Source organism: Sorangium sp. So ce363, assembly GCF_051520435.1.
GTDB classification, from domain to species: domain Bacteria; phylum Myxococcota_A; class Polyangia; order Polyangiales; family Polyangiaceae; genus Sorangium; species Sorangium cellulosum_B.
In genome coordinates this window covers 2,749,636-2,774,733 of sequence record NZ_CP150333.1, presented here as the reverse complement: position 1 = coordinate 2,774,733, position 25,098 = coordinate 2,749,636, and the positions used below count along the sequence as shown (strand labels likewise).

The window sequence follows — 25,098 nt, the reverse complement described above, 5'->3', positions numbered from 1 at the left end:
GTCGGCCGACGCCGACAGCCGAGGTTCCAGGATGCAAGCGACGATCGATCTCCGCTCCGACACCGTCACCCGACCGACCGCGGCCATGCGCGCCGCCATGGCCGCGGCCGAGGTCGGCGACGACGTGTACCGGGAGGACCCTACCGTGCGGGCGCTCGAGGAGCGCGTCGCGGAGCTCACGGGCAAGGAGGCGGCGCTCTTCGTGCCGAGCGGGACGATGGGCAACCAGATCGCGCTCCTCTGCCACACGCAGCGCGGCGACGAGGTGATCGCGGGCGAGGGCGCGCACTGCGCGTTCTACGAGAGCGGCGCCGCGCCCGCCTGGAGCGGCGTGCAGTTCGTCTTCGCCGGGCGCGGCGGCCTGTTCAAGGCGGCCGACGTCGAGGACGCGATCAAGCCGCCGCAGTACTACCTCCCGCGCACGCGCCTCGTCGCGATCGAGAACACCCACAACCGCGCGGGCGGCCGGGTCTTCCCGCAGGAGGACGTGCTCGCCATCGCGTCGGTCGCGCGCGCGCACGGGCTCGCGCTGCACCTCGACGGGGCGCGCCTCTGGAACGCGGCGGTCGCCACCGGTCGAACGCCCGCCGAGCTCGCCGCGCCGTTCGACACGGTGAGCGTCTGCTTCTCGAAGGGCCTCGGCGCGCCCGTCGGCTCCGCGCTGTGCGGCAGCGCCGACGTGGTCCGCGCCGCGCTGCGCTTCCGGAAGATGCTCGGCGGCGGCATGCGGCAGGCCGGCGTGCTCGCGGCCGCCGCCCTGTACGCGCTCGCGCACCACCAGGGCCGCATCGCCGAGGACCACGAGGCCGCGCGCGCCATCGCGCGGGCGATGCGCGCGGCGGCCCTTCGCGCGATGGCGCCGTCCGCACCGGGCGCGCCGCCCGCGACGATCGAGGAGCCCGAGACGAACATCCTCTACATCGAGACGCCCGGCATCCCGGCCGAGCGGCTCGTCGAGGCCGCGCGACGGCGCGGCGTGCTCGTGGGGGCGACGGGCCGGAGCGCCGTCCGCGCCGTGACCCACCTCGATCTCGCGCCGGAGCAGGTCGCGCCCGCGGCGAGCGCCCTCGCCGAGGCGCTCGCCGAGGTGCTGGCGCTGCCGCGCGATCGCGGCGCCGAGGGCGCGCGCGCATGAGCCGCCGCCCCACGAACGCCCCCGCGCCGGCGCTCGCCGTCGCGATCGCGATCGCCGCGCTGCTCGGCCCCGCGTGCGCGCCGGTGCGCGGCGACGCCTACCTCACCGCGATGACCGCCGGCGAGCGCGCCTACCACGCGGGGCGCTACCGCGAGGCGGCCCGCTCGTTCGACGACGCCGCGTCGCAGGCGCTGCGCGTGAAGGACCGCGACGAGGCGCGCCTCATGCAGGCGCGCTCGTTCGAGCGCGCGGAGTCCTGGGGCGAGGCGCGCGCGTCGTACGAGCGGCTGCTCGCCGACTCGCCGCGCGGGCCGCGCTCGGAGCGCGCGGAGTTCGAGCTCGCCGATCTCGCGATCGAACACGGCGACGCGGACGCGGGCTACGCGATGCTGCTGGCGGCGACGCTGCGCCGCCCGTCGCACGGGCTCGCGCGCAACGCGCTGAAGCGGCTCATCCAGCGCGAAGAAGACCGCGCCGGCGCGGCGGGCGCGCTCGCGTGGCTGCGGCAGCACGGCCCCGCGCTCCGCGGGACGGAGCTCGATCAGGACGTCGCCTACAACACCGCGCTCCTCCTGGAGCGGAGCGGCGATCGCGAAGCTGCGCTGCGCGCGCTCGTCGCCGCCGCGCGCGCGCACCCGTACCCCGTCGGCAGCTTGACGGACGACGCCCTGTTCCACGCGGCGGAGCTCGCCGCGTCCCTCGGGCGCCCCGAGGAGGCCATCGGCTACCTGAGGGAGATGCTCTCCGCGCGCGAGCCGGCCGTCACCGGCAGCTACGACCGCGAGAAGTTCGACGACGCGCAGCTCGAGATCGCGCGCCTCTACCGCGACGCGCTCGGCGATCGCGCCGCCGCGCGCCGCGAGCTGCGCAAGCTCTATACGGACCACCCCGCGTCCATCCTGCGCGACGACGCGCTCTGGGCCGAGGCGAAGCTGTGGCGCGAGGAGGGCCGGAGCAAGGAGGCGTGCGCCACCGCAGCCCGGATCGTCCGGGAGCTCCCCGAGTCGCGCTACGCGCGCTGCGCGCACGCGATATGTCCGTCGCTCCCGGCGGCGCCTCGCCCGTGCGCGGACTACATCCTCCGCGAGCTCGACGAACGGAAGGACCCCTGACGCGGGGACGCCGCGCGGCGCGTCGCCGCGGCGGCGGGCCGACCGCGCTCAGTCGTCCTCGTCGTCCTCGGACTCCAGCTCGGCGTCATCGTCGTCGCCGTCCTCGTCCTCGTCGTCGGCAAGGTCGTCGTCGTCGGCCTCGTCGAGGTCGTCGTCGTCCTCGCGCGGCTCGTACTTCAAATCGATGCCGATGTCGCCGAGCTGGGTCTCGAGGAGCTCGAAGAGCTCGTCCACGTCGTCGCCCCCCCACTCGTCGAGCACGTCGGTCAAGAACTCAAAAAAATCACCGCTGTCCAGACGACGCTCGATCTCTTCGACCTGCTCCTCCGAGAACGCCTCGAGGACGTCCTCGCGCAGCGCTTCGGTGTCGCCTTCCTCAACGGCATCCGCCGCAGAGAGGCGGATCTGCTTTACGGCACGCTTGTCGAGGTGAATCTCCATGAAGGTGGCTTCGTTTAGGCGACCCTCGCAGCCGCCGTCAAGCGGCGTATGGTGTCGAGCTTCAAGAGACCGCTCGCCTCCCCCTTCCGTCGCGTCTTTTCCTGGGGGCGCGGCGAGGCGCGGACCTTCCCCAGGCGGCCGCGCGCGCGCCCACGTCGGAGGTCGGCGCGGGCGCGCCCCAGCGCCCGCGCCGCGGAGGAGCGTTGCCGGCGGCAGATCTCTCGCGTATCTCAAACAACTCGTGCGTTTGCGATCTCCGCCCGGCGCGCTCTGGGCCGCGACCATCGCGGTCAGCGCCCTGCTGTCCTTGACAGCGCGGGCCGCGCCTCCGCACCCCCAGGCCGAGGGCGCCCTCCCCGGCGCCGCGCCAGGCGCTCCCGCCGGCGGCCGGACGGGCGAAGGGGCCGAGGACGGGCGCGCCACGTCCGCCGGGAGCGCTCGGCTCGACGCGGCGGGGGACGAGGCCGCCGCCGAGCAGGAGCCATCGCCTGCCGTCAAGCCGCGCGTCGAGCTCGCCTCCCGGCCGCCGCCGCTGCACGTCGAGTACGTGCAGTACGGCGTCGCCCTCGTGGCCGAGATGAGCCTCGATCCTGGCGCTGCCTGCCCGCGCTCCGGACCCCTCTACGCGTGCATCCTGGGCAGCGGAGGCGGGCTCGCGATCCGCGGCGGATACCGCTCGCCAGGCCCCTGGTACTTCGGCGGCGCGTACCAGTTCACCAAGATGGACTCGAGCAACCTCTACCGGCTTGGAATCTTCCAGCAGCTCCGGGCCGAGATGAGGTACCTGCCGGACATCGGCTACCGGGCGGCTCCCTACTTTTTCGCCGGGATCGGCGGCGTCGCCTACGGGAACGAGTGGGGCGTCGAGACGGGCGGCGCGCTCATCTTCGGCGGCGTCGGGGTCGAGCTGGAGGTCTCGCGCCGCGCGGTGCTCGGCGTCAGCTGCGTGTACCGGCCGGTGCTGCTCGCTGGCTGGAGGGACACGGCCAACTACGAGCGGGCCACCGCCATCGCGCAATTCGTTGGCTTCGAGCTCCTTCTCGAGGTGCGGACCGAGGTAGGCCGGCGCTGAGCGGTTCCCCTGTCCGCTCGAGAGAACGCACCGGCTACTTGACTCGACCGTCGCTCCGCGGTCCCCTCGGCAGCGTGATCTGCGATGTGTGCGGCCGCGACAACGCTGGCGATCTGACGTTCTGTCAGGATTGCGGTCGACGGCTGAAGGCTCGAGAGGCGCGGGTCGTTCCGCCGACGCCGCCGAGCGGCTTGCCGCAGGTGTCGCTCCCGGCCCTGCCGGCGCCCGCGCAGGCCGAGACGCCCCCGGCGAACGACGCCCGCGCGGCCGCCAGGGCGCCGGGGCCTCGCGGCGCGCCGGGGCGCCTTCGCCCGGAGGCGCCCGTGTTCTCCTTCAGCCCTCTCAGCTCGGCGAGGACGGAACCAGCGATGCCGGCGGTGCACGGCCGCGCCGAGGGCGCCTCGCGCCCGGCGCGCGAGGGCGCCGCGACGCCGGCTGCTGGCGCGCTGGACAGCGCGATCCAGATGGTGCCAGCCCTGCAAGGGCCGAGGGTCACCGAGCGGGGTGACGCGCCCGCGCCGCCCGCGACGCCCTCGATCACCGACGCGATCCTGGGGCTCTCCTGCGCGAACTGCAACGGAGAGAACCCTCCGGGCTACCGCTTCTGCGTGACGTGCGGCGCGGCGCTGAACAGGAGAGATGGCGGAGCGCCGGCGGGCGCCCCGCAGCCGGTGAGCCAGGTGTCGAAGCGCGCCAGGGGAGAGCGCGGCGATCCAGGCACCGCGCTCTCCCCTGGCGCGCCGTACATGGCGTCCCCGCCCCACGAGGAGATCGGGACGACCGCGCGAGGTCTCCACGACGCCACGCCCGCCGCGCTCCGGCACGCGCCGCCCACGGAGGCCGCGCCGCCGCCAGCGGCGCGCGACGAGCGCTCCGACGCCGGAGACGTGCATCAACGGGTCGGCGCGCCGGCCAGGCCGGCTCCGCCCCCGCTGCCCCCGGTCGCCCTGCCCCCAGCGCGGCTGCCCGCGGCCAGCGGGAGCAACGCGGACAAGATCGTCGGCTCGCCGGTGGTCGACATCGCGTCGTCGCAGCGAGCTCCCGTCCGGCCGGTCGAGTGCGCGCGCTGTCGCGGTCAGTGCCTGGCGGGCACGCGGTTCTGCAAATATTGCGGTGCGCCCCTCGAGGGCGAGCGGCCCGCCTCCGAGCGCCCATCCAGGGCCGCCTCCGAACGCCCGCAGCCCGCGCCAGCGCTCGCCCCGGACGCCCGGCGCGACCCGCAGCGGCCCCCGCAGACTGCCGAGCCCGCCGGGCCGATCTCGAACGAGGCGAGCAGCGCGCCGCCAGCCTCCCAGCGGCCGCTCGCGCCGCTGCGCGCGTCCCTCTCGGTTCGCCCGCCGGCGTGGGTTCCGGCTGACACCCAGCCGACCCGAGCGCTCGAGGGCAAGCTCATCGTGATCGTCGAAGACGGGACCGAGGGAAAGAGCTTCCCCCTCGCGGGCCCGCAGATCGACATCGGCCGAACCGAGGGGGATATCGTCCTCGAGGACGACCAGTACGTCTCGCCGCGGCACGCGCGGCTCATCCCGCAGGAAGGGTCCTGGGTTCTCCGTGACCTGGGCAGCGTCAACCGCATCTACCTCCGCATCCGGAAGACGCACCCCCTCCGAGATGGCGACTTGCTCCTCCTGGGCCTCGAGGTGTTACAGTTTCAGACCGTGAACGACGGCGAGCGAGGCCTCGGCCATGCCATCCAGCATGGAACGTTGCTGTTTGGCTCGCCCGCCATCCACCGCCGGGCGAGACTCTGCCAGCGGACGGTGGAAGGCGTGACGCGGGACGTGTACCACCTCTACCGGGATGAGACGGTGATCGGACGGGAGACGGGAGACATCGTATTCACGGCCGATCCGTTCCTCTCGCGACGCCACGCCGCCATCCGGAGGAACCCGGCCACGGGGGAGTTCACGCTCAGCGACCTGGACTCGTCGAACGGGACCTACGTCGCCATCCGCGAGGACGTCAGCCTCCTCGATCGCGATTTCGTGCGCATCGGGCAGCACCTGTTCCGCGTGGATCTCCCCCGATGAGCGATCAGACCGTCCGCGAAACGCCGACCGAGGCGCTGGAAGTCGAGGGGCTCCCCGGCGCGACGTCCGCAGGAACCGACTCGAGCAGCCACGCCGGCAAGGCGCTTCATGACTCCCCGCACGGCGCCGCGTCGCTCGAGTCCGGCAAGGCGGGGTCTGTGGAAGCAGGCAAGCCCGTGAACTGGAAGCCCCCGCCGCCCAAGACGCGTCCGGCCGCAAACGCCGCGCACAAGGCTGGCATCGCCATGAAGCCCGTGAAGGCGCCCAGCACATCGAGCCCGGAGAAGGTCGGGCGGAAGCTCCCTCCGCCGCCGCGGGTGCGGCTCACCGCCGGCGGGTCGCGCGAGGAGGACACGGATGGAAGCGCCGCACGGTCGGACAACCTGGGAGACGCTGTGACCCCCGATGCTCCGCCGGCCGCCGCTCAGGCGCACGCCTCCCTCGCGGCCGCGTCGTACGACGGCGCGCTCGACGAGACCCCCGCCGCGGAGGCCGCCCACGGCGGCGCTGCCGGGCGCTTCGCGGGCGAGGCGCCGGGGGGTGGCGAGCCGGACGAGGGCGGGCAGCGCCCCGACGGCATGGACGGCGCGGCGACACCGCCCGACGAGCCGCGTCGCCCCGAGGTCGTGCTCCGGCTGTTCGGCCGGACCGACGTGGGCCAGGTCCGCGAGCACAACGAGGACAACTTCATCGTCGCGGATCTCACGAAGGCGAGCCGCGGCCTGATGGAGATGGATCGCTACCAGGTCGTCGGCGAGCGGGGCGCCCTGCTCGGCGTGTGCGACGGCATGGGCGGCGCCGCGGCCGGCGAGGTCGCGAGCCAGCTCGCGGTCGACATCATCTACCAGCGGATGAGCGCCGCCGGTCCCCCGGAGAACCACGACGAGCTCGCGGCGCGGCTGGTGCAGGCGATCGAGGCGGCAGGCCTCCGGATCTTCAGCGAGGCGAAGCTCGATCGGACCCGGCGGGGGATGGGGACCACCTCGACCATCGCCGCGCTCATGGACGATCACCTGTTCCTCGGCCAGGTGGGCGACAGCCGCGCGTACGTCCTCCGCGGCGATCGGCTCGTGCAGGTGACGCGCGACCAGTCGCTCGTGAACCAGCTCATCGAGGCGGGCCAGCTCACCGAGGAGGAGGCCGAGACCTTCGAGCACAACAACATCATCCTCCAGGCGCTCGGCACCGCGGACTCGGTGCAGGTCGACCTCACCTTCGTGGAGCTCAAGCGGGGCGACACGCTGATGCTCTGTTCCGACGGGCTCTCGGGCATGGTGCGGAACGAGGAGATCCGCGAGGTGCTGCGGAGCGTCGACGATCCGATCGAGGCCTGCAAGGTGCTGACGGATCGGGCCAACCAGGCGGGCGGGCACGACAACATCACGGTGGTGGTCGCCAAGTTCGACGGCGACGGGCTCGCCCTGCCGGAGCTCGAGGACATCGAGGACCTCCGCTACCAGAAGTACGCGCTGCCCGAGCACCTCCTGGCCCAGAACGCCGCCGCGTCCGAGCCGGCGCGCAAGGTGAAGGAGCTCGACGAGAAGAAGATCTCGCAGCGGCCCCCCTCGCCGAAATCGTGGCTGAGCAGCGCGGACAGCGACATGGACGACGACGGGGACGACTACGACCACGTCGCCTCGCCCCTGCCGGCCGACGACGCGCTGGACGAGCGCAACGCCCGCGCGCCCGTCCAGGGCGACGAGCCGATCATGATCCCGACCGACGGCGCGCCGCAGTGGCTGGTGATCTTGATGATCGTGAGCGCCGTCGCGTGCGTTACCATCGCCGGCTACTACCTGCTTCGTTAGGGTACGCGTAGCGCACGTGCGCGCGCCCCCCACCGCGATGCTGCGCAGCAACGACAAGCGTGGCCGGCAGACTCCGGCCGCCCCGCAGGAAGAGTGGCCCCCCGGGCGCCCGGACGCGGACGGCCGCGTCGACGTCGAGACCGCGCAGCGCATCGTCAAGGATGCCGTCGTGCAGGCGATGCGGCGCGAGGAGAAGGCGCTCGCGCTCGTGCGCGCCAAGGCGGACGAGGCGAGGCGCAAGGTGTCGCGCCACAACCTGATCCTCGGGCTAGGCGTCGCCGCGGCGCTCGTCGCCGTGGCCGTGGCCTTCGTGGTCACGTACCGGTCGCGCCAGGCGGCCGACGCGCTGGCGCGCGAGGTCGGCCTCGGGATCGCGCCCGCGGCGCGCCCGTCGGGCGCGATCCCGGAGCAGGTGCTCTCGGGGCGCGCCATCTTCGAGCAGAACAGGCTGGCGCTCTACGTGATGGGCTACAAGGTGGACAACCGCATCGGCGGTTGCTGCTCGGCGTTCGCCATCGCGCCCGATCTGCTCGCGACGAACGCTCACTGCGTCCGCGACTGCCGCGCCCGCGGCGGCACCTCGATCGTCACGCAGAACGACTCGATGGGGAAGATCCGCTTCCCCATCGTCGCGATGTCGGCCCACCCGGCGTACAAGCCAGGGCAGGCGGGCGCCGGCTCGCCGGACGTCGCCCTGCTCCGGATCGCCGGCAAGGCGACGCGCACGGTGAAGCTCGCGAACGACGCCGAGCTGCGGGCCATCGGGCCGGGCGACGACGCCTATGTCATCGGCTTCCCTGGTCGCTTGATGGACCCGCTGAGCCCCTCGGCGACGTTCCTGGAGGGCCGCATCGGGCGCGTGACCGGCATCGACGAGGAGGCGACGACGCCGGACCGAGCCGTCCTGATCCAGCACGACGCCGTCACGCGCGGGGGCAACAGCGGGAGCCCCATCTTCAACCAGTACGGGCACGTCATCGGCGTCCACGCGGCGCACATCGACGACGAGGACAACGTCACGATCGACGGCCGGAAGGCGACGGTGACGCAGAGCTCGCCGTTCCGCATCGGGATGCGGATCGATCTGCTGCAGGGGGTCCCGGCGCCGTGATGTTACGCGTCGTACATACCTTCGGGCGCAACGCCGGTTCTGTGGAGATCCATGACCGGCGCGCGGTGCGCTTCGGTCGAGCGCCGGACAACGACGTCGTCTTCGACCCGAACCACGATCGCGACGCGAGCAGCCACCACGCCGAGGCGCGCCTCGAGGCGGCGGGCTGGGTGCTCTACGACCTCGACAGCCGCAACGGGACCTACGCGGGCGGGCAGCGGATCAAGCGGCACCCGATCGCGTCGGGCGACGAGATCACGTTCGGCGCCAAGGGCCCGCGGGTGCGGCTGGAGCTCGTCGAGCGCCGCACGTCGGGTCCACCGCAGGCGCACGCTGTGGCGCATCACCCCTCTCCTGCCGCGGCTTACCCTGCGCCAGCGACGGGCCATCCCGCGCCCGCCGCGTACCCCGTGCCTACTGCGGGCTACTCCGCGCCCGCCGCGTACCCCGCGCCCGCCGCGTACCCCGCGCCCGCCGCGTACCCAGCGCCCGCCGCGTACCCAGCGCCCGCCGCGTACCCGGCGCCCGCCGCGTACCCGGCGCCCGCTGCCGCCCCCCCCGGACACGTCCCGGCCGCGCCGCCGGCCGGAGCTCGGCGGGTCGGCGAGCGGACGATCGCCATGATGATCTCCTCCGCCGTCGCGGCCGCCACGGGGCGCGCGAAGCCCCGAGGCACCGTCGAGATCAACGCCATGCTCCACAAGGAGGTGCACGCCGCGACGGCAGGCCAGCGCCGCACGACCTACATCCTCGCCGCGCTCCTCGTGATCGCGCTCGCCAGCCTCGCCGCGCTCATCGTCTACAACCGCTCCTCCCACGACGAGATCAGCCAGCTGCGGGAGGAGCTCGCGGGCCTCTCGCCGGAGGACCCCCGGCGCAAGGAGATCGAGCGCCGCCTCGGGACGCTCCACCCCTCGAACGCCAACTTCGGGCGCAACCTCCACGACCGCTCCAGGAAGGGGATCTTCATGCTCGCCGCCGGGCGCGAGGGGTTCTGCACGGCGTTCGCGGTGCGGCCCTCCGTCCTCGTGACGAACGCCCACTGCATCACCGCGGCCAAGCGCCGCGGCGGCGCGATCGCGGCGCTCGAGAACGAGGGCCGGGGCCAGATAAGCTTCGCCGTGACCGGCATGCGGACGCATCCGCAGTACCGCGACAGCGCGGATCAGCTCACCCCGGACATCGGCACCGTGACGATCGCGGGGCGCGCGGCCGCCGTGCTCGAGCTCGCGACCCGGGAAGAGCTCGCCGCGGCCGGCGCCGGCGACGACGTGTACCTGATCGGCTTCCCGGAGCGGCTCACGGACACCGCGAACCCCGTCGCCACGTTCCTCGCCGCCAACATCGGCCGGATCACGGGCGCGAACGGCCGGCCCGCGCCCGCGGCGGAGGCCTGGCTGATCCAGCACGACGCCCGCAGCACGAGCGGCATGAGCGGGAGCCCCATCTTCAACGGCCAGGGCAGGGTCATCGGCATCAACGCCGGCGGGTACCTCGAGGGCAACGACGAGACGATCTCTGGCCAGAAGATGGAGGTGGTAAAGGCCTCCCCCTACAAGTTCGGGATGCGCATCGACCTGCTCGACGCCATCCTGCGCTGACTCCCGGCCGAGAGAGATGCTCCGCCACGCGCTCCGCAGGCTCCTCTGGACGCTGCCGACCCTCGTCGGCGTCTCGCTGCTGACCTTCTTCGTGCTCTCCTTCGTCCCGGATCCAACGGACGACCCGCTCCTCGCCAGCTCGCTCTCCAGCGCGGAGCTCGCTCGGCTCCGCCGGGAGCGCTTCCTCGACCTGCCGCGCTTCATCAACCTGGAGCCGCGCGACGTGCGCCTGCGCGCCCTCGCGGCGGCGCAGGCCATCGCGGCCGGCGGCGACGACGCGGCGGCCGCCGCCGACGAGCTGCGTCGCCTCGGCGGCGCCGCGCTGCCGCACATCCTGCCGCTCGACGCGCTCGCGCCCGAGCCGCGCACCCGCGTCGCGCTCGCGCTCGCGCCCGTCGCGGCGCGGATGGGCCTGCCGCGGGCCGACGACGCCGCGGACCCGGCGCACGCGGTCGCGTTCTGGACGCGCTTCTGGGACGACCGCGGCATCGAGTTCCGGAGCGCGTCGGTCCGGAGCGCCGTGCGGCGCCTGGTCCGCTACGGCTCCGCGTCGCGCGCCGCCGAGCTGCTGGAGCTCGACACGTTCGCCCTGCAGGCGGTGATCGCCGCGCTGCAGCCGCCGCGCGACGCCGCGACGCTCGAGCAGGCGCGCGCCCTCGTCGACGTCGCGGCCCACATCGCGGAGATCGACGACCGGATCGCCCCGGGCGACGACCTCGCGGAGGCCCGCGCGTGCGTCACGCGGTGGAGGTCGTTCTGGAACGTGTACCGCAGCGACTTCGAGGTGTTCACCGGCCCGGCGCAGCTCGCGGCGACCGTGCTCGAGACCCGCTACGGCAAGTGGGCGCTCGGCGCGGTCACCCACCGGCTCGGCGTCGCGGCGACCGGAGAGCCGGTGCTCGACGAGCTCGCGCGGCGCGCGCCCGTCACCCTCGCGCTCGTCTTCGGGGCGATCGCGCTGGCCTACGCCGTGGCGATCCCGCTCGGCGCGCTCAGCGCGGCCTCGCAGGGCCGGCGGAGCGACTCCGCGATCGCGGCCGCCGTGCTCACCGCCGCCGTCCTCCCGACCGCCGTCGTGGCCGTGGCCGCCGCGCTCCTCTCGGGCGGCGCGCGGTCCCTGCTCCTGCCGACGTGCATCATCGCGCTCTCGCTCGTCGCCGCGCCGACGCGGCAGCAGCGCGCCGCGCTCGTCGCGGTCCTGACGCAGGACTTCGTCCGGGCCGCGCGGGCGCGCGGCGCCGGCGCCGCGCGCGCCATCGCCGTCCACGGGCTCCGCAACGCCGTGCTCCCGGTCGTGACGCTCGCCATGCTCGAGCCGCCGATGGCGCTCGGCGGCGCCTTCGTCGTCGAGCGCGTCTTCGAGCTCCACGGGCTCGGCGAGCTCACGCTCCTCGCCGTGCAGGCGCGCGACGTGAGCTGGCTCATGGCCATCTCGATCGGCGCCGCGGCCATCGCCGCGCTCGGCGTGATCGCGACCGATCTCGCCTATGTGCTCGTCGATCCGCGGCTCGGCCCGGCGGTGCTCTCGCGGAGGAGCGAGGCGTGACCCACGCGACCGCGTTCCTCCGCCGGATGGTGGGCAGCAAGCGCGTCGCCATCGGCGCCGTGCTGCTCGGCGTCCTCGCCCTGCTCGCCATCTTCGCCGAGCTCCTCGCCGCCCCCGCGCCCATCGCCTGCTTCAGGCCGGGCCGCGCGGAGATCCTGCCCGCGGTCACCGAGGGCGCCGCGCTCGAGTCGCTCACCGAGGCCGAGCTCAGGGTGCGCTTCGAGGGCTTCGCGATCTGGCCGCCCATCCGTTACGGCCCGGAGCAGCGCACCGACGCCGGCCCGAACGCGTCGCCGTCCCTCGACCACCCGCTCGGCACGGACTTCGAGAGCCGCGATCTCGCCGCGCGGCTGATCTACGGCGCGCGCACGGCGCTCGGCCTGTCGCTCAGCGCGGTGCTCGTGGGCATGTTCCTCGGCGTCGTGCTCGGCGGGCTCGCGGGCACGCTGCGCGGCTTCTGGAACGACGGCCTCGTCCGCCTCGTCGAGACGGTCGACACCTTCCCGGCGATCCTCGTCGTGGCCATCGTGCGGGCGATCGAGCGCGAGCCCTCCGCGCTGTCGCTGGTGCTCGCGGTCGCCTTCGTCCGCTGGGCGGAGATCGCGCGCCTCGTGCGCGCCGAGGTGCTGCGCGCGTCGAGCGAGGAGTACGTGGCGGCCGCGCACGCGCTCGGCAGCACCCGGCTGCGCGTCTTCTACCGCCACATCCTCCCGAACGCGCTCGGCCCCGTGATCGTGAGCTCGGTGCTCGGCGTGGCGTCCGTCGTCCTGCTCGAGGCGGCGATCTCGTTCCTCGGGATGGGCGCGCCCGCGCGCGTGGCCTCGTGGGGGGAGACGCTGGGCCAGGCGGCGCGGCACCCGAGCGAGATCCGGCTGCTCGTCTCCCCTTTCGTGCTGCTCCTGGCGACGGTCGGCGGCTCTTACCTCATCGCCGACGCCCTGCGCGACTCCATCGATACACGCACCGTGCGCGCGCGCGTCCCGCGCTGACGGGGCGCGACGCGGGGGCCGCACGTCCGCGGACAGCCGCCGGCCGTGCAGCGCTCTCGCGCGCCGAAATTGCGCTGAAATCGCGTTCATCTCCGCGATCTCGGCGGCGGAGCCCTCGCGCCGCTCGATCTCGCAGGAAAGGCCCGCTATGAATTCGCCCGCCATGGCCGTTCCCGAGATCAACGAGCAGGAGTTCGAGCGCGAGGTGCTCCGCAGCGAGTTGCCCGTGCTCATCGATTTCACCGCCACCTGGTGCGGACCGTGCAAGACGGTCGCGCCGGAGGTCGACGCCATCGCGCGCGAGCTCGAAGGCAAGGCCAAGGTGGTCAAGGTCGACATCGACCGGTCGAAGCGCATCGCCACCACGCTGCGCATCCAGGCTGTCCCGACGTTCATGGTCTTTCATCGAGGCCGCCCGGTGGCCGCCGAGCAGGGCGTCCTCAACCGAAAGCAGCTCCGCGAGCTGCTCGATCCGTTCCTCCCGCGCGCCGAGGGCGCCATCCGGGCGGCCGAGCTGGCGCAGCTGATCCGGGAGGGCCAGGTGGTCCCCGTGGACACGCGCGAGAGCCCCGCCTACGGCCGCGCCCACATCCCGGGCGCGGTGCACATCCCGATCGAGGAGATCGAGGGCCGGCTCGCCGAGCTCCACATGCTGGCCGGCGCGCCCGTCCTCTATTGCCGCTCCGGCGACAAGTCGAAGGACGTCGCCGCGAAGCTCGCCGAGGAGGGCGTGCCCGTCGCGTTCCTCGAGGGCGGCTTTCTCTCGTGGGAGGCCGAGGCGCTCCCGATCCAGCGCCCCGACTGACCGCTGCCGCAGGGTGACGCTGCGCCGCTCGGCGAGCTCGGCGCCGCGCGGCAGCACCCTGCGCGGCGTCACCCCTTGGCGGCCGACAGCGCCGCCGAGACGACCTCGCGCACCGGCACGCCGTGCGTCCTCGCCGCCGCGGCGCAATCGTCGAACTCCGGCTTGATCTGCGGCGGCCCGAACGGCCCCTCGCTGATCTTCACCCGGATGGCTCCGTACGCCGTCTGCACCGTGGTGATCCGCCGCGGCCGCTCGGTGCGCGCGACAGGGATCTTCCGTAGCCCGATGCTGGTCGTCTCGCGGAGCAGCGCCGTCGCGACGGCGTCGGCCTGGGGGGCGGCCGCGAGCGCCGCGATCGTCAGGGCGGGGCGCCCTTTCTTCATGGTGATCGGCGCCGCCCAGGCGTCGAGCGCGCCCGCCGCGAACAGCGCCTCGATCGCGTGCCCTGCCACCTCGCCCGTCAGATCGTCGACGTTCGCCTCGACGATCACGTGCGACGCGCTGCCGAGGCTCTCGTCTCCACCCGTGCGCGTCCCGAGCACGACCCGCAGCAGGTTGGGGCGGTCCGGCAGCTCGCGCTGACCCGCGCCGAAGCCGATCCGATCGGGGGCGAACGTCGGCCAGCGCTCGAACCGGGTCGCCAGCGTGGCGATGATGGCCGCGCCCGTGGGCGTGACCAGCTCGGCGTCGAGCTCGACGCCGTAGGTCGGGACGCCGCGGAGGCACGCGACCGCCGCGGGCGGCGGCAGCGGGAGGATCCCGTGCCGCGCCTTCACGAACCCGCGCCCCATGGGCAGCGGCGATCCGACGACCTCCGCCCCGATGTGCACGATCGCGGCGGCGGAGCCCACGATGTCGACGATCGCGTCGACGGCGCCAACCTCGTGGAAGTGCACGTCTTCCAGGCGGATCCGGTGCACGGCGGCCTCCGCCTCGCCGAGGCGCCGGAAGATCCGGCGCGCCAGCGCGGCGACGGGCGGATCGAGCGGCGCGGCGGCGAGCATGGCGTCGATGGATCCGTAGGTGCGCTCCGGCTGCGGCGCCTCGACGTGCACGTCGAACGAGGTCGCCACGATGCCGCTCCGATGGGCGTGCCCGCGGTGCAGGTGGAACCCATCGAGCGGCAGCGCGGCGACGGCGCGCTCGATGACGAGGAGGGGCACCCCGAGATCGAGCAGCGCGGCGATGGTCATGTCGCCCGCGATCCCGCTGAAGGCGTCGAAGAACAGGACCTTGCCCGTGCCCGCGCCCTCCTCGAGGAGCGGCGCGCGCGGATGGTCGTGCGCGTGCCCGTGATCGTGATGGTCCCCGTGCGCGTGCCCGTGATCGTGATGGCCCTCGTGCGCGTGCCCGTGATCGTGATGGCCCTCGTGCGCGTGCCCGTGATCGTGATGGCCCTCGTGCGCGTGCCCGTGATCGTGATGGCCCCCGTGCGCGTGCCCGTGGTGGTGCTCGTCTCCGTGCGCGTGGTCGTGATCGTGCCCGTGTCCCATCTCTCGCCTTCTCCGTTCCCCGGGCGCCTTCGCGGCGCGGCGCTCCCGCGGTCGCGCTCGTTCCGAGCTACTCCTTCGGCAACATGCGATGCACCACCATCGCCGCGCCGAAGCCGCTATCGATGTTGACCACGGCGACTCCGGAGGCGCACGACGTGAGCATGGCGAAGAGCGCGGTGAAGCCGCCCAGGGCAGTGCCGTAGCCGACCGACGTCGGCACCGCGATCACCGGCGCCGCCACGAGCCCGCCGACCACGCTGGGCAGCGCGCCTTCCATGCCCGCGACCACGATCACGGCCGACGCCTTGCGCAGCTCCTCGACGCGATGGAGGAAGCGGTGCAGCCCCGCGACCCCCACGTCGTACAGCCGCTTCGCCTCGAGGCCCACGGCGCGCAGCGTCTCGATGGCCTCCTCGGCGACCGGCAGATCGCTCGTGCCCGCGGTCACGACGGCGACCGCCCCGGCGGCGCGCTTCGGCGGCGGCGCGACCTCGATGCTGCCGGTCCGCGCGAGGGGCACATAACGGAACGCGGGCAAGAGGGCCGAGACCGCCGCGCCCTTCGCGGCGTCGACCCGGGTCACGAGCACGTTCTGCCCCGCCCCCGAGATCTCCCCGGCGATCAGGGCGATCTGCTCGGGTGTCTTCCCTTCGCCGAAGATCACCTCGGGGACGCCCTGCCTGAGCGCGCGGTGGTGATCGACGGTCGCGACGCCCAGGTCCCGGAAAGGCAGCCCTCGGAGGGCATCGAGCGCCTCCTCGACGGCAAGCTCGCCGCTCCGAACGCGCTCAAGCATCTCCCGGACGAGGCGCGGCTCCATGTGCGCAGCCGCTTAGCGCGGCGGCGTTCCCAGAGCAAACGTTCCGCCCAGCCTGCCCAACCGCGCCCGGAAGAGCCCTGGTGTGGGCCGCTCGAGCCGTCCTGGTCAGGAAAAGGTCCAGGCACTTTGCTCAGGAGGGGGCGACAGGACTACTTTCGGCGCCGCGTGCCCGCCTTCGTCGCTCCCCTCGTCGGCTTTGCTCTCGGTGCGCTGCTCGCCTGGTTCAGCGCTGCAGCCCCTCACCGCCTGGGCGCGCTGCGCGCGTCGGAGCCTCGGCTTGCGCCGGGCGCGCGCGCTCGGCCGCTCGCGCTCGTCTCCCTGTTCGCCTGCCTCGTCTTCGCGCCGGTCTGCGCGTACTTCCTCGTGTTCGCCCCTGACTGGAGCTTCGCGTACCTCGTCGACACGCGCCGCATCCCGTCCGCCGTCGACCTCGTGCTCGTCCTCGTCAATGCCGCCTCGGTGCCCGCCGGGTTCGCGGCCGCGAATCGCTTCGCCGGGAGCGCTGGCGGCAGGTGGACCGCGCAGCGCGCGGTCCGCGCGCTCGCCGTCCTCGCCGGCGCGCCGCTGTCGATCGCCCTGGTCGCCGTCCTGGCCCTGTCCCGGCGGCTCGCGCTCGACGGCACCTACCGGCAGGTCGAGGGCGACTTCGGCGTCCACCCGGTCGCCGGCGGTCCGCTCGGTTATGCGCTCCTCTGGATGTACACCATGCTGGCCGCCGGCTTCGCGGTCACCGTGAGCGCCCTGCTCCGGCGCGAGCCCGCGGGCGGCGCGCCGAAGGCCGAGCCCTCCCCCGGCGCGCGCCCCCGCGTCGTCCCGAGTGAGCCAGCGGCCGAGGTCGTTCCGCCCCGGCCCGCCTCGACACGCCCTCAGCGGCGGCTCGGCGTCGGCAGCGGCGGGCGCTCCAACCGGCCGGGCTGAGACGCCCCTCGTGCGGGGCTGATGACGCCCCTGGTGCGCGCGGGGAGGCGACCGCGCCACCGCGTTGACGGAGCCAGCCCGCTCCACCACCCTGTCGCCCCATGTCCGAACGAGCCCGCGTGGAGCAGCAGGTCGAGGAACTCATGGAGCTCGCCGAGCAGGTGGTGACGCGCGCCAGGAAGGGCGGCGCCGACGTCGCGGAGGCGATCGCCCGCTCCGGCTCCGAGCTCACCACCAAGGTGCGCCTCGGCGAGCCCGAGCTCGTCGAGGAGGCCGTCCACAAGGGCCTCGGCATGCGGATCATCAAGAAGCAGCGCGTCGCGCTGACCTCGACGTCCGACCTCACGCCCCGCGGCATCGATCGCTTCGTGGCGGACGCGCTCGAGCTCGCCGACATCTCCCAGGAGGACGCGTTCGCCGGCCCCGCCGATCCGGAGCTCATCGCCAAGGGGCCGTTCCCCGCGCTCGATCTCTACGATCCCTCGGGCGGCGAGGTCACGGCCGCGCAGGCGATCGACATCGCGCGCCGAGGCGAGCAGGCCGCGCGCGACGCCGACCCGCGGATCACGAACAGCGAGGGCGCGACGTTCTCGCGGAGCGCGGGCGCCTTCGCCCTCGTCCTGTCCGGCGGCTTCCGCGGCGGCTTCGCCGGCTCGTACGCGCAGCTCGTGGTCTCCCCGATCGCCGACGACAGCGGCGACAAGAAGCGCCGCGGCTTCTACTTCACCGGCCGGCGCCACCTCGCCGACCTGGACGCCCCGGACGCCGTGGGCCGCGAGGCGGCGCGCCGGACGCTGCGCAAGCTCGGCGCCCGCAAGGTGGCGACCTGCGAGGCGCCCGTCGTCTTCGACCCGGACGTCGCCCGGTCGATGCTCGGGTTGCTCGGCTCCTGCATCATGGGCAGCTCGATCTGGCGCAAGTCGAGCTACCTCGTCGGCCGCGAGGGGACACGCATCGCCAGCGATCTCATCACGGTCGTCGACGACCCGCTGATCCCGCGCGCGCCCGGCTCGCGCCCGTTCGACGGCGAGGGCCTCCTCGCCCGGCGCAACGTCGTTGTCGAGCAAGGCATCCTGAAGACCTACCTCTGCGACAGCTACAGCGGCCGGAAGCTCAAGCGCCCGCCGACCGCCAGCGCCTCGCGCGGCGCCGGCGGCGGCGTCGGGCCGTCCACGTCGAACTTCCTCCTCCAGCCCACCTCCACGCCGGCGGCGGAGATCGTGCGTTCCACGCCGCGCGGGCTGTACGTCACCGAGATGATGGGCTTCGGCTTCAACGCCGTGACCGGCGACTTTTCCCGGGGTGCGTCCGGCTTCTGGATCGAGAATGGAGAGCTCGCCTATCCGGTGAGCGAGGTAACCATCTCGCTGAACCTGGACGAGCTCTTGCAGCGGATTGACGCCGTCGGGGACGATCTGGATCTCCGGACGTCGACGTGCTCACCGACGTTCCGGGTCTCCTCCATGACCATCGCTGGAAGCTGAAGCGCCTCCGTCCGAGGAGCCATGCTCCTCGGGCACGTCTTCCTCCAGGAGACTCCGAAGCGGACTCGACAGCGGGGTTGCGAGCGACCCATCAACCGGCCCCGGGTTGTGCTGCAGGAGGGGGTTCTGACCTCAGCGGCTCGCTCTGCAGTGCTGCGGCTCCTGGCGGAGCCTCCTCGGGCGCGACCGGCCGTCCCAGCCCAGCCTCTTCTGCTGGGCGTAGGACGGCCGGGGCCCTGGCTCAGCGCGAGGACCCGCCTGCGGCGAGGCTCCGCGGCGGCTCTTCCGACGCCGGACCGCTCGCCGCCTGGAGGGGCGTCGCCGTCTGCGCGGCCGCTTCGGGCACGAGGAAGCCCTTCAGCTGCTGCGCGTCGCTCCGGCCGATCCGGCCGACGAACGACGGCAGGCTGATCGGCTCATCCGACAAGGCGACGAAGGTCCCCTGCGAGTTCGCTCGGTGGAGCGCCTCGAAGAGGGAGGGGACGTCCACGTCGCTGGACACCGCCCGCACGTCGACGATGTACACGTCCGCGGGGTCCGCCCCCGCGAAGATCAGCGCGTCATACGGGTGGCTCGCGTGCCGAATGGGCACGCCTTCCCCGAGGGCTCGCGCCACGTGGGCCATCGTATCCTTGGTGCCGATGGCCATCATCGACTTGGAGGTCGCCTTGGCGAGCTCCCTGGGCACCGAATAGCCCCATGCACGGAGGAACTCGGCCACGTCCGCAGCCTTGAAGCGCAAGTGTCTCCCCGGCGTACGGAAATGGGCAATCCTCCCCCGATCTACCCAGTTATGGATTGTCTTCAAGTCGACCTCGCACAAGGCTGCGAGGTCCGATGCCGTCAACAGCTTTTCACGAACACCAGCCATCGCCGAACTCCACGCGAAAGGCACCTGCCGCACAGCTCGCGTTCACAGCGCGGCAGCGTCTCCTCAGGTGGCGGCCCCCCCACCCGTCTGTCTACTCGATTGAAACCTAGCTCTCATAGACGGGTCCGTCACCCGCTTTGCTCGAATTTTCTCAGCCCCATGGCGAGTTCGCCCCGCGCGGAGGCAAACTCCCCATCCTTCAGGGGATCTCCTGGTTCATTATGTTCACGCGACCGGGCGTCGGCCAGCTGGTCGTGAAGGAGCCAGCCGAGCCGTCTGGAGCGCGCGGAGCGACGCGGGCCAGGCTCATTCCCGGCTTTGGCACGGGCGCGGCGGGCGACCTGGACAAGACAGCACCTCCTCGATCCTTCAATTTGAGCGGTTCTCCCGAGTTCGACAGCCCGTGGCTGCCAAGTTTGGGGACGCGGAGAAGAAGCGTCTCGGGAGGAGGCGGAGGGTCGAGCTCATCATCAGAAACGTAGTCCTCGTTGACGACCAGAGCGTACGCGCCGGGCATGAACGAAATAGGGGGCAATTCGGTCTCACCACCCACATCGGCGAGTACAACCCCTGTGAGCTCAGCCGGGACGTCACCGTCATTGTAGAGCTCGACCCACTCCTGCCCTGGCTCTGGCCCGACGGGGTTCGCCAGCACCTCGTTGATGATCACATGGGGCATGGGCGCGAGCGTCATGGCCGAGAACGTCCGGCGCTCCACGACCCCGGCGTTGTCGACGGTCGCAATGGCGAGCTCCACGGGGCTCAAGGGCGGCAGTGGAGCGAGGACGAACGGCTCGCCCGGCGGTAGCGCGAGGACTTCGTCGAACCCCGCGCCCGCGATCGCCCAGAGCAGCGGAGCATCCGCCGAACGAACGAGGATTCGATCGTCGGCGACCCGAGCACAGCCCGGCCCGAGCGCGAGCTCGTCCGGCGCACACGCCACCGCGATGGCGGGAAGCGGATTCGATTCCAGCATGAACGGACGCGGATCGAGGCTCACTGCTGTCGGCTCGCCTGGGAGCGCGACGGGCGGCCCCACGAGGCGCACGCCGTCGGCCTCGGGCGGCGCCGTGGCGGTTGGCTCCCCTTCGAAGCGCAGGCAGCGCGCGCCGATGTCGTCGACGGCGCCGCGGCGCAGCTCGCCCGCCGGTCCGCCAGGCGCGAGCGTCGCCGCGGCGATCACCTCCGGGAGGGGCGCGTCACCGCACCACACCCCCAGGCCGAGGGTCGCGCCGGCGTCGGGCGGCGGCCAGAGCCGTGAGAGCACGGGCGGCGAGCCTTCCGTGGCGATCTGGATGTGGTGCGAGAACACAGGGCTGCCACTCGCGATGGCGTAGGTCTCCCCGGGGGCGAGCGGGGCGAGCGGCGCCACGGTCAGCGAGAGGTCGCCAGGGGGAGTCCCGTTCAGCCAGGCGATCGAGGGGACGACGCGCTCCGACAGCGCCGTCGACAGCTCGCCTCGCTCTATCTGCCGGAGGTGCGCCGCGCTGAGCTTGCCGCGGACGACCAGCGCACGGGCGGGGTCGACGCTCCCGAGAGCGGCGCCGGGGAGGAGCACGCGCGCCCGCAGCACCGGAGGCGCGGCGTCCAGCGGCGCGGCGGGCTCGATCTGGAGCTCGGGGCCCGGATCTGCGGGGCCGGCGACCTCGGCGTCCTCTTCGTCACCGCCTTCATCGAGTTGCGGGGGAACGACGAGCTCCGGCGCGCAGGACAGGGGTGAGGCCACGAGCGGCGTGAGCGCGAGCGGTAGCGCGCGGAGCGCGCGGGGAGTCCACGAGGGGCGAATCGGGCAACGATGGGTCATGACGCGGAGTTCGGCGGGAGCTCGCTGCCGGTTGCTCGACGTCGCTTTCTTTTTTCGAGGCCGCTACCCTCGCCCCGCATGGCCCCCGAGGACATCAAGAAGCTCCGGCAGGAGCTCGGCTGCACGGCCCGCGAGCTCGCCGGAGCGCTGGGCATCGAGCAGGAGACCGTGCTCGCGTGGGAGCACGGAGATCTCTTTCCCACGAAGCGCTTCGTGGGAATGATGGAGGAGCTGCGACGAAAAGGTCCGGAGGCGATCCCCCGCAAGAAGAGGAGGCAGGTCGCCACCTCGCCGCTCCAGGTGCTCGCCGATCCCGAGCTCTGGCGGCTCTTCCGCAAGCTCCTCGCCCACCCCGAGCTGAGGAGCGCCGCAACGAAGCTGGCCGAGGCCTATCCGGATCCGACGGATGCTCCACCGCCGTGAGCGACGGGGCGACGCGCTGGACGTTCAGACAAGGGTGAACGTTCAGTCCTCGTCCTCTTCGTCGTCCTCGTCCTCATCATCTTCGTCGTCCTCGTCGTCCTCGTCGTCCTCGTCGTCCTCCTCGTCCTCGTCCTCGTCCTCGTCGTCTTCGTCCTCGTCCTCGTCGTCTTCGTCCTCGTCGTCTTCGTCCTCGTCCCCGTCTTCTTCTTCTTCGTCGTCCTCGTCCCCGTCCTCGTCGTCCTCGGCGTCTTCGTCCTCGGCGTCTTCGTCATCCTCGTCGCGCCGTTCCTCCGCGACGTCGTTGGCGTGCTGGAAAGCGTCCTTTTCAGCAGGCTCACCAAGCGCTGCGTCCGCTCCCACGACAGAGATCTCGTCAAACACTTCGTCTTCCCTTGCTTCCATCGCGACCTCTCCCTCCCGCGGCGCAGCAGACGACGCGCCGACGTCTTCCGATAGGTTCTCGCCCGCACTGGCGACGCTCGTCCGGAGCGATCCCTCCGCGCCGGCGAAGCTCTCCTGTCCCGATGTCACCCCCCCCGTCTCGGGCGGCTCTTCGCCGAGCTCACGCTCATAGGCACGGCGCGACTCCTCGGTCAGCTCGGTGAACTCGCGCAGGGTGGGCAGCTCGCCGAGCGCCTTCAGGCCGAAGAACTCGAGGAACTGCGCCGTCGTGCCGTACAGCATCGGACGCCCAGGCTCGTCCTTCTTGCCCAGGATCCTCACGAGGTCACGCTCCAGGAGCGACTTGAGCGCCGCGCCGGAATCCACACCGCGGATCTCGTCGATCTCGGGCCTCGTGATCGGTTGCCGGTACGCGACGATCGCGAGCGTCTCCGTCTGGGCGCGAGACATCTTGACCGGCTTCTGCTCTGTCACCTCGCGAACGAAGGGCGCAAATGCAGGGCTCGTTCGAAAGACGTACCCTCCGGCGACCTCGTCCAGACGAAATCCTCGTCCGTCGTACTCCGCGACGAGCTCGGCCAGCAACTCTCGCACGACGCGGTGCTCTGCGTTCGCCGAACGCGCGAGATCACGGGCCGGCACCGGTCGCTCCGCCACGAAGATGAGCGCTTCCAACACTCCCTTCAGGTGCTTGCGCGCGACGGCAGAGAGCCCGGGCGCCGTGGTTGCGCTCCGGACAGGAACGTCGGCGCGGCGCGCCGGATGACCGAGCTGGTCCCATGCGCCAGCGCGGAAGCGAGCGACCGGATCTTGCCGTGTCCCTTTCGGCGCGCGCGGCTCCTTCTTCGCGCCTCTCGGCTTCTTCGTTCCGCCGAGCCACGCGTGCGCCGCTGCCCTCAGCCGCGCGGGCGTGGTCTGCGCGCTCGCCTTGGCCGGCGTGCCCTGCCCTGCCGTCTTCGGCGCACGCGACTCCTTCTTTGCGCCCCTCGGCTTCTTCGTTCCGCCGAGCCATGCGTGCGCCGCCGCCCTCAGCCGCGCCGGCGTGGTCTGTGCGCCTGCCTTGGCCGGCGTGCCCTGCCCTGCCGTCTTCGGTGCACGCGGCTCCTTCTTCGCGCCCCTCGGCTTCTTCGTTTCGCCGAGCCATGCGTGCGCCGCCGCCCTCAGCCGCGCCGGCGTGGCCTGTGCGCCTGCCTTGGCCGACGTGCCCTGCCCTGCCGTCTTCGGTGCACGCGGCTCCTTCTTCGCGCCTCTCGGCTTCTTCGTTTCGCCGAGCCATGCGTGCGCCGCTGCCCTCAGCCGCGCCGAGGCGCCCTGTCCTGTCGTTGTCTTCGCTATGCGCCGCCGCTTCGCCGCGGCATCAGCCACCGTCACGGCCACTCCCTGCGTCTACTTCATCCACCTCTGTCGGCGGCGCTGCGAAGTCCTCTGCGGTCGAGTGCGCGTTCGGGCCCACAACCGCATCGCGCTCCGCCTCTTCCGGAGCCGGACCGGCATCGGCTTCCATCGCGTCCACCAAAGGCTCGCCCCCTGCGACGTCGTGCGTACGGCTCGTCTCCTCCGCCGTCCCAGGAAGCTCCGTCCCCGATGCTTCGCCGCTCGATTCCTCAGCTGGCTCGGCCAGCTCCGGGCCCGTCGGTTCGCCGGTCGGTGGCTCCACGGGCTCCGCCAGGTCCGCGTCACCCGCCTCGACGCTCCTCTCTTCCACGGGCTCGACCAGCTCCGACCACGCCGGTTCGCGGCTCGACGCCTCCGCTGCTTCCGCGGGCTCCGGTTCTGCCTCCGCGACGCTGACGTCCTCCACCTGCTCCACAGGCTCGATCGGCTCCGACCACGCCAGTTCGCTGCTCGACGCCTCCGCTGCTTCCGCGGGCTCCGGTTCTGCCTCCGCGACGCTGACGTCCTCCACCTGCTCCACAGGCTCGATCGGCTCCGACCACGCCAGTTCGCTGCTCGACGCCTCCGCGGACGCCGATTCTGCCGCCTCGACGCTGACGTCCTCCACCTGCTCCAGGAGCTCGACCGGCTCCAGGCGCTCCGGTGCGCCGCTCGGCGCCCCCGCGAGCTCCGCTTCCGACAGTTCTCCGCGCGCCTGCTCGGCCGGCTCGACGAGCTCCGGCCCAGCCGGCTCGCTTCGCCCCACCTCGACGGCCTCCGCGACCTCGCCCTCGGCGGCAGCAGGCGGTACTCCTGCCTCCTCGCTCCCCGCCGTCTCGATCCGCTCCGCCACCGGCGCGCCGTCCTCGAATCCGTCATCCGCCACCGGCGCGCCATCGGCTACCGCGAGCTGGATGTGAATGGGCGCCAGCGAGTCCGTCTGATGGACCCGGATGAGCCTCAGCTTGCACATCTCGAGCACGGCCAGGAACGTGATGACGACCTCGAAGCGAGGGATCACTCCCCCCTTCGAGACGCTGTCGAGCAGCAGATCCTCGAACCGCATGGCGCGCCGCGCGGAGAGCTTCTCCGTGAGCTCGACGATGCGATCCGTGATGCTGATGCGATCGAAGACGACCTCATGATCAATCTGGACGTTCGTCCGCTTCAGCACGCGCTCGAACGCGTCCAGCAGGCTGAAGATGGCCGTCTGCGCGAATGGAGCCGGGCCCTTCGGCACCTCGCTCTCGCTCATGCCGCGCGTGAACACGTCGCGCCCGAGCGTCCCGCGCTCGGCCAGGTCGGCCGCGGCGACCTTGTATTTCTGGTACTCCAAGAGCCGCCGGACGAGCTCCTCCCGCGGATCCTCCTCCTCACCCGGCATCCCGTCGTCGTCCTGCCCCGCAGGCACGCTCGGCAGGAGCATCTTCGACTTGATGTGCGTCAGCGTCGCCGCCATCACGAGGTACTCGCTCGCGAGGTCGATCGAGAGCGAGCGCATGATCTTCAGGTACTCGAGGTATTTTTCCGTGACGAAGCTCACGGGGATATCGAGGATGTCGAGCTCGTGCTGCTGGATGAGGTGCAGCAGCAGGTCGAGCGGCCCCTCGAACGTGGGAAGCGTGACGACGTACTCGCCCTCGCGCGGCCCTGCATCGGCCGCCGGCGAGGCGACCTCCCGGGGCGGCGAGGCGGCCTCCCGGGCCAGCGAGGCGGCGGCCTGGCGCGCGGCGGGCGCAGGGGTGGCGCCCGCGTTGCCGCGCCCTTTCCCGCTGCGCGCCCGTGCTGCACCCGCCTTGGAGCCGCTCACGCCGCGACCGTAGTCGCAAGGCGCCGGTCGGTCCACGTCCGAGCGTCCT

General features: G+C 72.6%; 20 protein-coding genes. 13 read left to right on the top strand and 7 right to left on the bottom strand.

All coding sequences use genetic code 11. The features are described 5' to 3' along the window. Positions 1–31: 31 nt before the first annotated feature. Positions 32–1,135, top strand: a complete 1,104-nt coding sequence (gene ltaE / locus WMF12_RS10760; RefSeq protein ID WP_437870519.1) for a low-specificity L-threonine aldolase — start codon at positions 32–34, stop codon at positions 1,133–1,135. Further along, entirely contained in the window at positions 1,132–2,247 is a 1,116-nt protein-coding gene (locus WMF12_RS10755; RefSeq protein WP_437870518.1) for a tetratricopeptide repeat protein, read from the top strand. The genes ltaE and WMF12_RS10755 overlap by 4 nt, the downstream gene beginning before the upstream one ends. A 48-nt stretch (positions 2,248–2,295) precedes the next feature. Here the strand turns inward: WMF12_RS10755 and WMF12_RS10750 are convergent, their stop codons facing one another. Beyond that, positions 2,296–2,688: a hypothetical protein gene (locus WMF12_RS10750; RefSeq protein WP_437745492.1), complete on the bottom strand. Its 393-nt coding sequence runs from the start codon at positions 2,686–2,688 to the stop codon at positions 2,296–2,298. A gap of 241 nt (positions 2,689–2,929) precedes the next feature. Between WMF12_RS10750 and WMF12_RS10745 the strand changes: the two genes are divergently transcribed. From WMF12_RS10745 to trxA, 8 genes are all read left to right on the top strand, one after another. Then, positions 2,930–3,760 (top strand): hypothetical protein, encoded by an 831-nt coding sequence (locus WMF12_RS10745; protein WP_437870517.1) that lies wholly within the window; start codon positions 2,930–2,932, stop codon positions 3,758–3,760. Between the two features lie 74 nt (positions 3,761–3,834). Further along, positions 3,835–5,790 (top strand): FHA domain-containing protein, encoded by a 1,956-nt coding sequence (locus tag WMF12_RS10740; protein WP_437870516.1) that lies wholly within the window; start codon positions 3,835–3,837, stop codon positions 5,788–5,790. Then, the gene (locus WMF12_RS10735) at positions 5,787–7,598 is read left to right on the top strand and encodes a Stp1/IreP family PP2C-type Ser/Thr phosphatase (protein WP_437870515.1); all 1,812 of its coding nucleotides are present in this window, start codon (positions 5,787–5,789) and stop codon (positions 7,596–7,598) included. The genes WMF12_RS10740 and WMF12_RS10735 overlap by 4 nt, the downstream gene beginning before the upstream one ends. 16 nt (positions 7,599–7,614) lie before the next feature. Next, a complete protein-coding gene (locus WMF12_RS10730; protein WP_437870514.1) occupies positions 7,615–8,709 on the top strand; it encodes a S1 family peptidase in 1,095 nt (364 codons plus the stop codon). Continuing rightward, entirely contained in the window at positions 8,709–10,310 is a 1,602-nt protein-coding gene (locus tag WMF12_RS10725) for a trypsin-like peptidase domain-containing protein (RefSeq protein WP_437870513.1), read from the top strand. Before WMF12_RS10730 ends, WMF12_RS10725 begins: the two co-directional genes overlap by 1 nt. A gap of 16 nt (positions 10,311–10,326) precedes the next feature. Beyond that, positions 10,327–11,856, top strand: a complete 1,530-nt coding sequence (locus WMF12_RS10720; RefSeq protein ID WP_437870512.1) for an ABC transporter permease subunit — start codon at positions 10,327–10,329, stop codon at positions 11,854–11,856. Further along, positions 11,853–12,845, top strand: coding sequence for an ABC transporter permease (locus WMF12_RS10715; protein WP_437870511.1), 993 nt, complete (start codon positions 11,853–11,855; stop codon positions 12,843–12,845). Before WMF12_RS10720 ends, WMF12_RS10715 begins: the two co-directional genes overlap by 4 nt. 163 nt (positions 12,846–13,008) lie before the next feature. Further along, positions 13,009–13,650 (top strand): thioredoxin, encoded by a 642-nt coding sequence (trxA, locus tag WMF12_RS10710; protein WP_437870510.1) that lies wholly within the window; start codon positions 13,009–13,011, stop codon positions 13,648–13,650. Positions 13,651–13,718: 68 nt separating this feature from the next. On the opposite strand, the gene larC is transcribed toward trxA, so the two are convergent. Together larC and larB are read right to left on the bottom strand one after the other, a co-directional pair. Continuing rightward, positions 13,719–15,143: a nickel pincer cofactor biosynthesis protein LarC gene (gene larC / locus WMF12_RS10705; RefSeq protein ID WP_437870509.1), complete on the bottom strand. Its 1,425-nt coding sequence runs from the start codon at positions 15,141–15,143 to the stop codon at positions 13,719–13,721. A 67-nt stretch (positions 15,144–15,210) separates the two neighbouring features. Beyond that, the gene (gene larB, locus WMF12_RS10700) at positions 15,211–15,963 is read right to left on the bottom strand and encodes a nickel pincer cofactor biosynthesis protein LarB (protein ID WP_437745482.1); all 753 of its coding nucleotides are present in this window, start codon (positions 15,961–15,963) and stop codon (positions 15,211–15,213) included. A gap of 165 nt (positions 15,964–16,128) precedes the next feature. Between larB and WMF12_RS10695 the strand changes: the two genes are divergently transcribed. Both WMF12_RS10695 and WMF12_RS10690 read left to right on the top strand, forming a co-directional pair. Next, entirely contained in the window at positions 16,129–16,881 is a 753-nt protein-coding gene (locus WMF12_RS10695) for a hypothetical protein (protein ID WP_437870508.1), read from the top strand. A 101-nt stretch (positions 16,882–16,982) separates the two neighbouring features. Further along, positions 16,983–18,365 (top strand): TldD/PmbA family protein, encoded by a 1,383-nt coding sequence (locus WMF12_RS10690; RefSeq protein WP_437745480.1) that lies wholly within the window; start codon positions 16,983–16,985, stop codon positions 18,363–18,365. A gap of 241 nt (positions 18,366–18,606) precedes the next feature. Here the strand turns inward: WMF12_RS10690 and WMF12_RS10685 are convergent, their stop codons facing one another. Both WMF12_RS10685 and WMF12_RS10680 read right to left on the bottom strand, forming a co-directional pair. Further along, positions 18,607–19,236, bottom strand: coding sequence for a helix-turn-helix domain-containing protein (locus tag WMF12_RS10685; protein ID WP_437534721.1), 630 nt, complete (start codon positions 19,234–19,236; stop codon positions 18,607–18,609). A 199-nt stretch (positions 19,237–19,435) separates the two neighbouring features. Beyond that, on the bottom strand, positions 19,436–21,040 hold the full coding sequence (locus tag WMF12_RS10680) for a lamin tail domain-containing protein (protein WP_437870507.1): 1,605 nt from the start codon (positions 21,038–21,040) through the stop codon (positions 19,436–19,438). A 78-nt stretch (positions 21,041–21,118) separates the two neighbouring features. Between WMF12_RS10680 and WMF12_RS10675 the strand changes: the two genes are divergently transcribed. Next, positions 21,119–21,463: a helix-turn-helix domain-containing protein gene (locus tag WMF12_RS10675; RefSeq protein ID WP_437745478.1), complete on the top strand. Its 345-nt coding sequence runs from the start codon at positions 21,119–21,121 to the stop codon at positions 21,461–21,463. Positions 21,464–21,505: 42 nt separating this feature from the next. Here WMF12_RS10675 and scpB read toward each other — a convergent pair whose 3' ends face one another. Together scpB and WMF12_RS10665 are read right to left on the bottom strand one after the other, a co-directional pair. After that, positions 21,506–23,236 (bottom strand): SMC-Scp complex subunit ScpB, encoded by a 1,731-nt coding sequence (gene scpB / locus WMF12_RS10670; protein ID WP_437870506.1) that lies wholly within the window; start codon positions 23,234–23,236, stop codon positions 21,506–21,508. Continuing rightward, positions 23,223–25,049, bottom strand: coding sequence for a segregation/condensation protein A (locus WMF12_RS10665; RefSeq protein ID WP_437870505.1), 1,827 nt, complete (start codon positions 25,047–25,049; stop codon positions 23,223–23,225). The genes scpB and WMF12_RS10665 overlap by 14 nt, the downstream gene beginning before the upstream one ends. Between the last annotated feature and the right edge of the window lie 49 nt (positions 25,050–25,098).

Bases quoted from the DNA above. Each gene is read 5' to 3' on its own strand.
- trxA (WP_437870510.1), top strand. From the start codon at position 13,009: ATGGCCGTTCCCGAGATCAACGAGCAGGAGTTCGAGCGCGAGGTGCTC.
- WMF12_RS10680 (WP_437870507.1), bottom strand. From the start codon at position 21,040: ATGACCCATCGTTGCCCGATTCGCCCCTCGTGGACTCCCCGCGCGCTC.
- WMF12_RS10690 (WP_437745480.1), top strand. From the start codon at position 16,983: ATGTCCGAACGAGCCCGCGTGGAGCAGCAGGTCGAGGAACTCATGGAG.
- larC (WP_437870509.1), bottom strand. From the start codon at position 15,143: ATGGGACACGGGCACGATCACGACCACGCGCACGGAGACGAGCACCAC.
- ltaE (WP_437870519.1), top strand. From the start codon at position 32: ATGCAAGCGACGATCGATCTCCGCTCCGACACCGTCACCCGACCGACC.
- WMF12_RS10675 (WP_437745478.1), top strand. From the start codon at position 21,119: ATGGCCCCCGAGGACATCAAGAAGCTCCGGCAGGAGCTCGGCTGCACG.
- WMF12_RS10685 (WP_437534721.1), bottom strand. From the start codon at position 19,236: ATGGCTGGTGTTCGTGAAAAGCTGTTGACGGCATCGGACCTCGCAGCC.
- WMF12_RS10755 (WP_437870518.1), top strand. From the start codon at position 1,132: ATGAGCCGCCGCCCCACGAACGCCCCCGCGCCGGCGCTCGCCGTCGCG.
- WMF12_RS10735 (WP_437870515.1), top strand. From the start codon at position 5,787: ATGAGCGATCAGACCGTCCGCGAAACGCCGACCGAGGCGCTGGAAGTC.
- WMF12_RS10750 (WP_437745492.1), bottom strand. From the start codon at position 2,688: ATGGAGATTCACCTCGACAAGCGTGCCGTAAAGCAGATCCGCCTCTCT.
- WMF12_RS10725 (WP_437870513.1), top strand. From the start codon at position 8,709: ATGTTACGCGTCGTACATACCTTCGGGCGCAACGCCGGTTCTGTGGAG.
- larB (WP_437745482.1), bottom strand. From the start codon at position 15,963: ATGGAGCCGCGCCTCGTCCGGGAGATGCTTGAGCGCGTTCGGAGCGGC.
- WMF12_RS10720 (WP_437870512.1), top strand. From the start codon at position 10,327: ATGCTCCGCCACGCGCTCCGCAGGCTCCTCTGGACGCTGCCGACCCTC.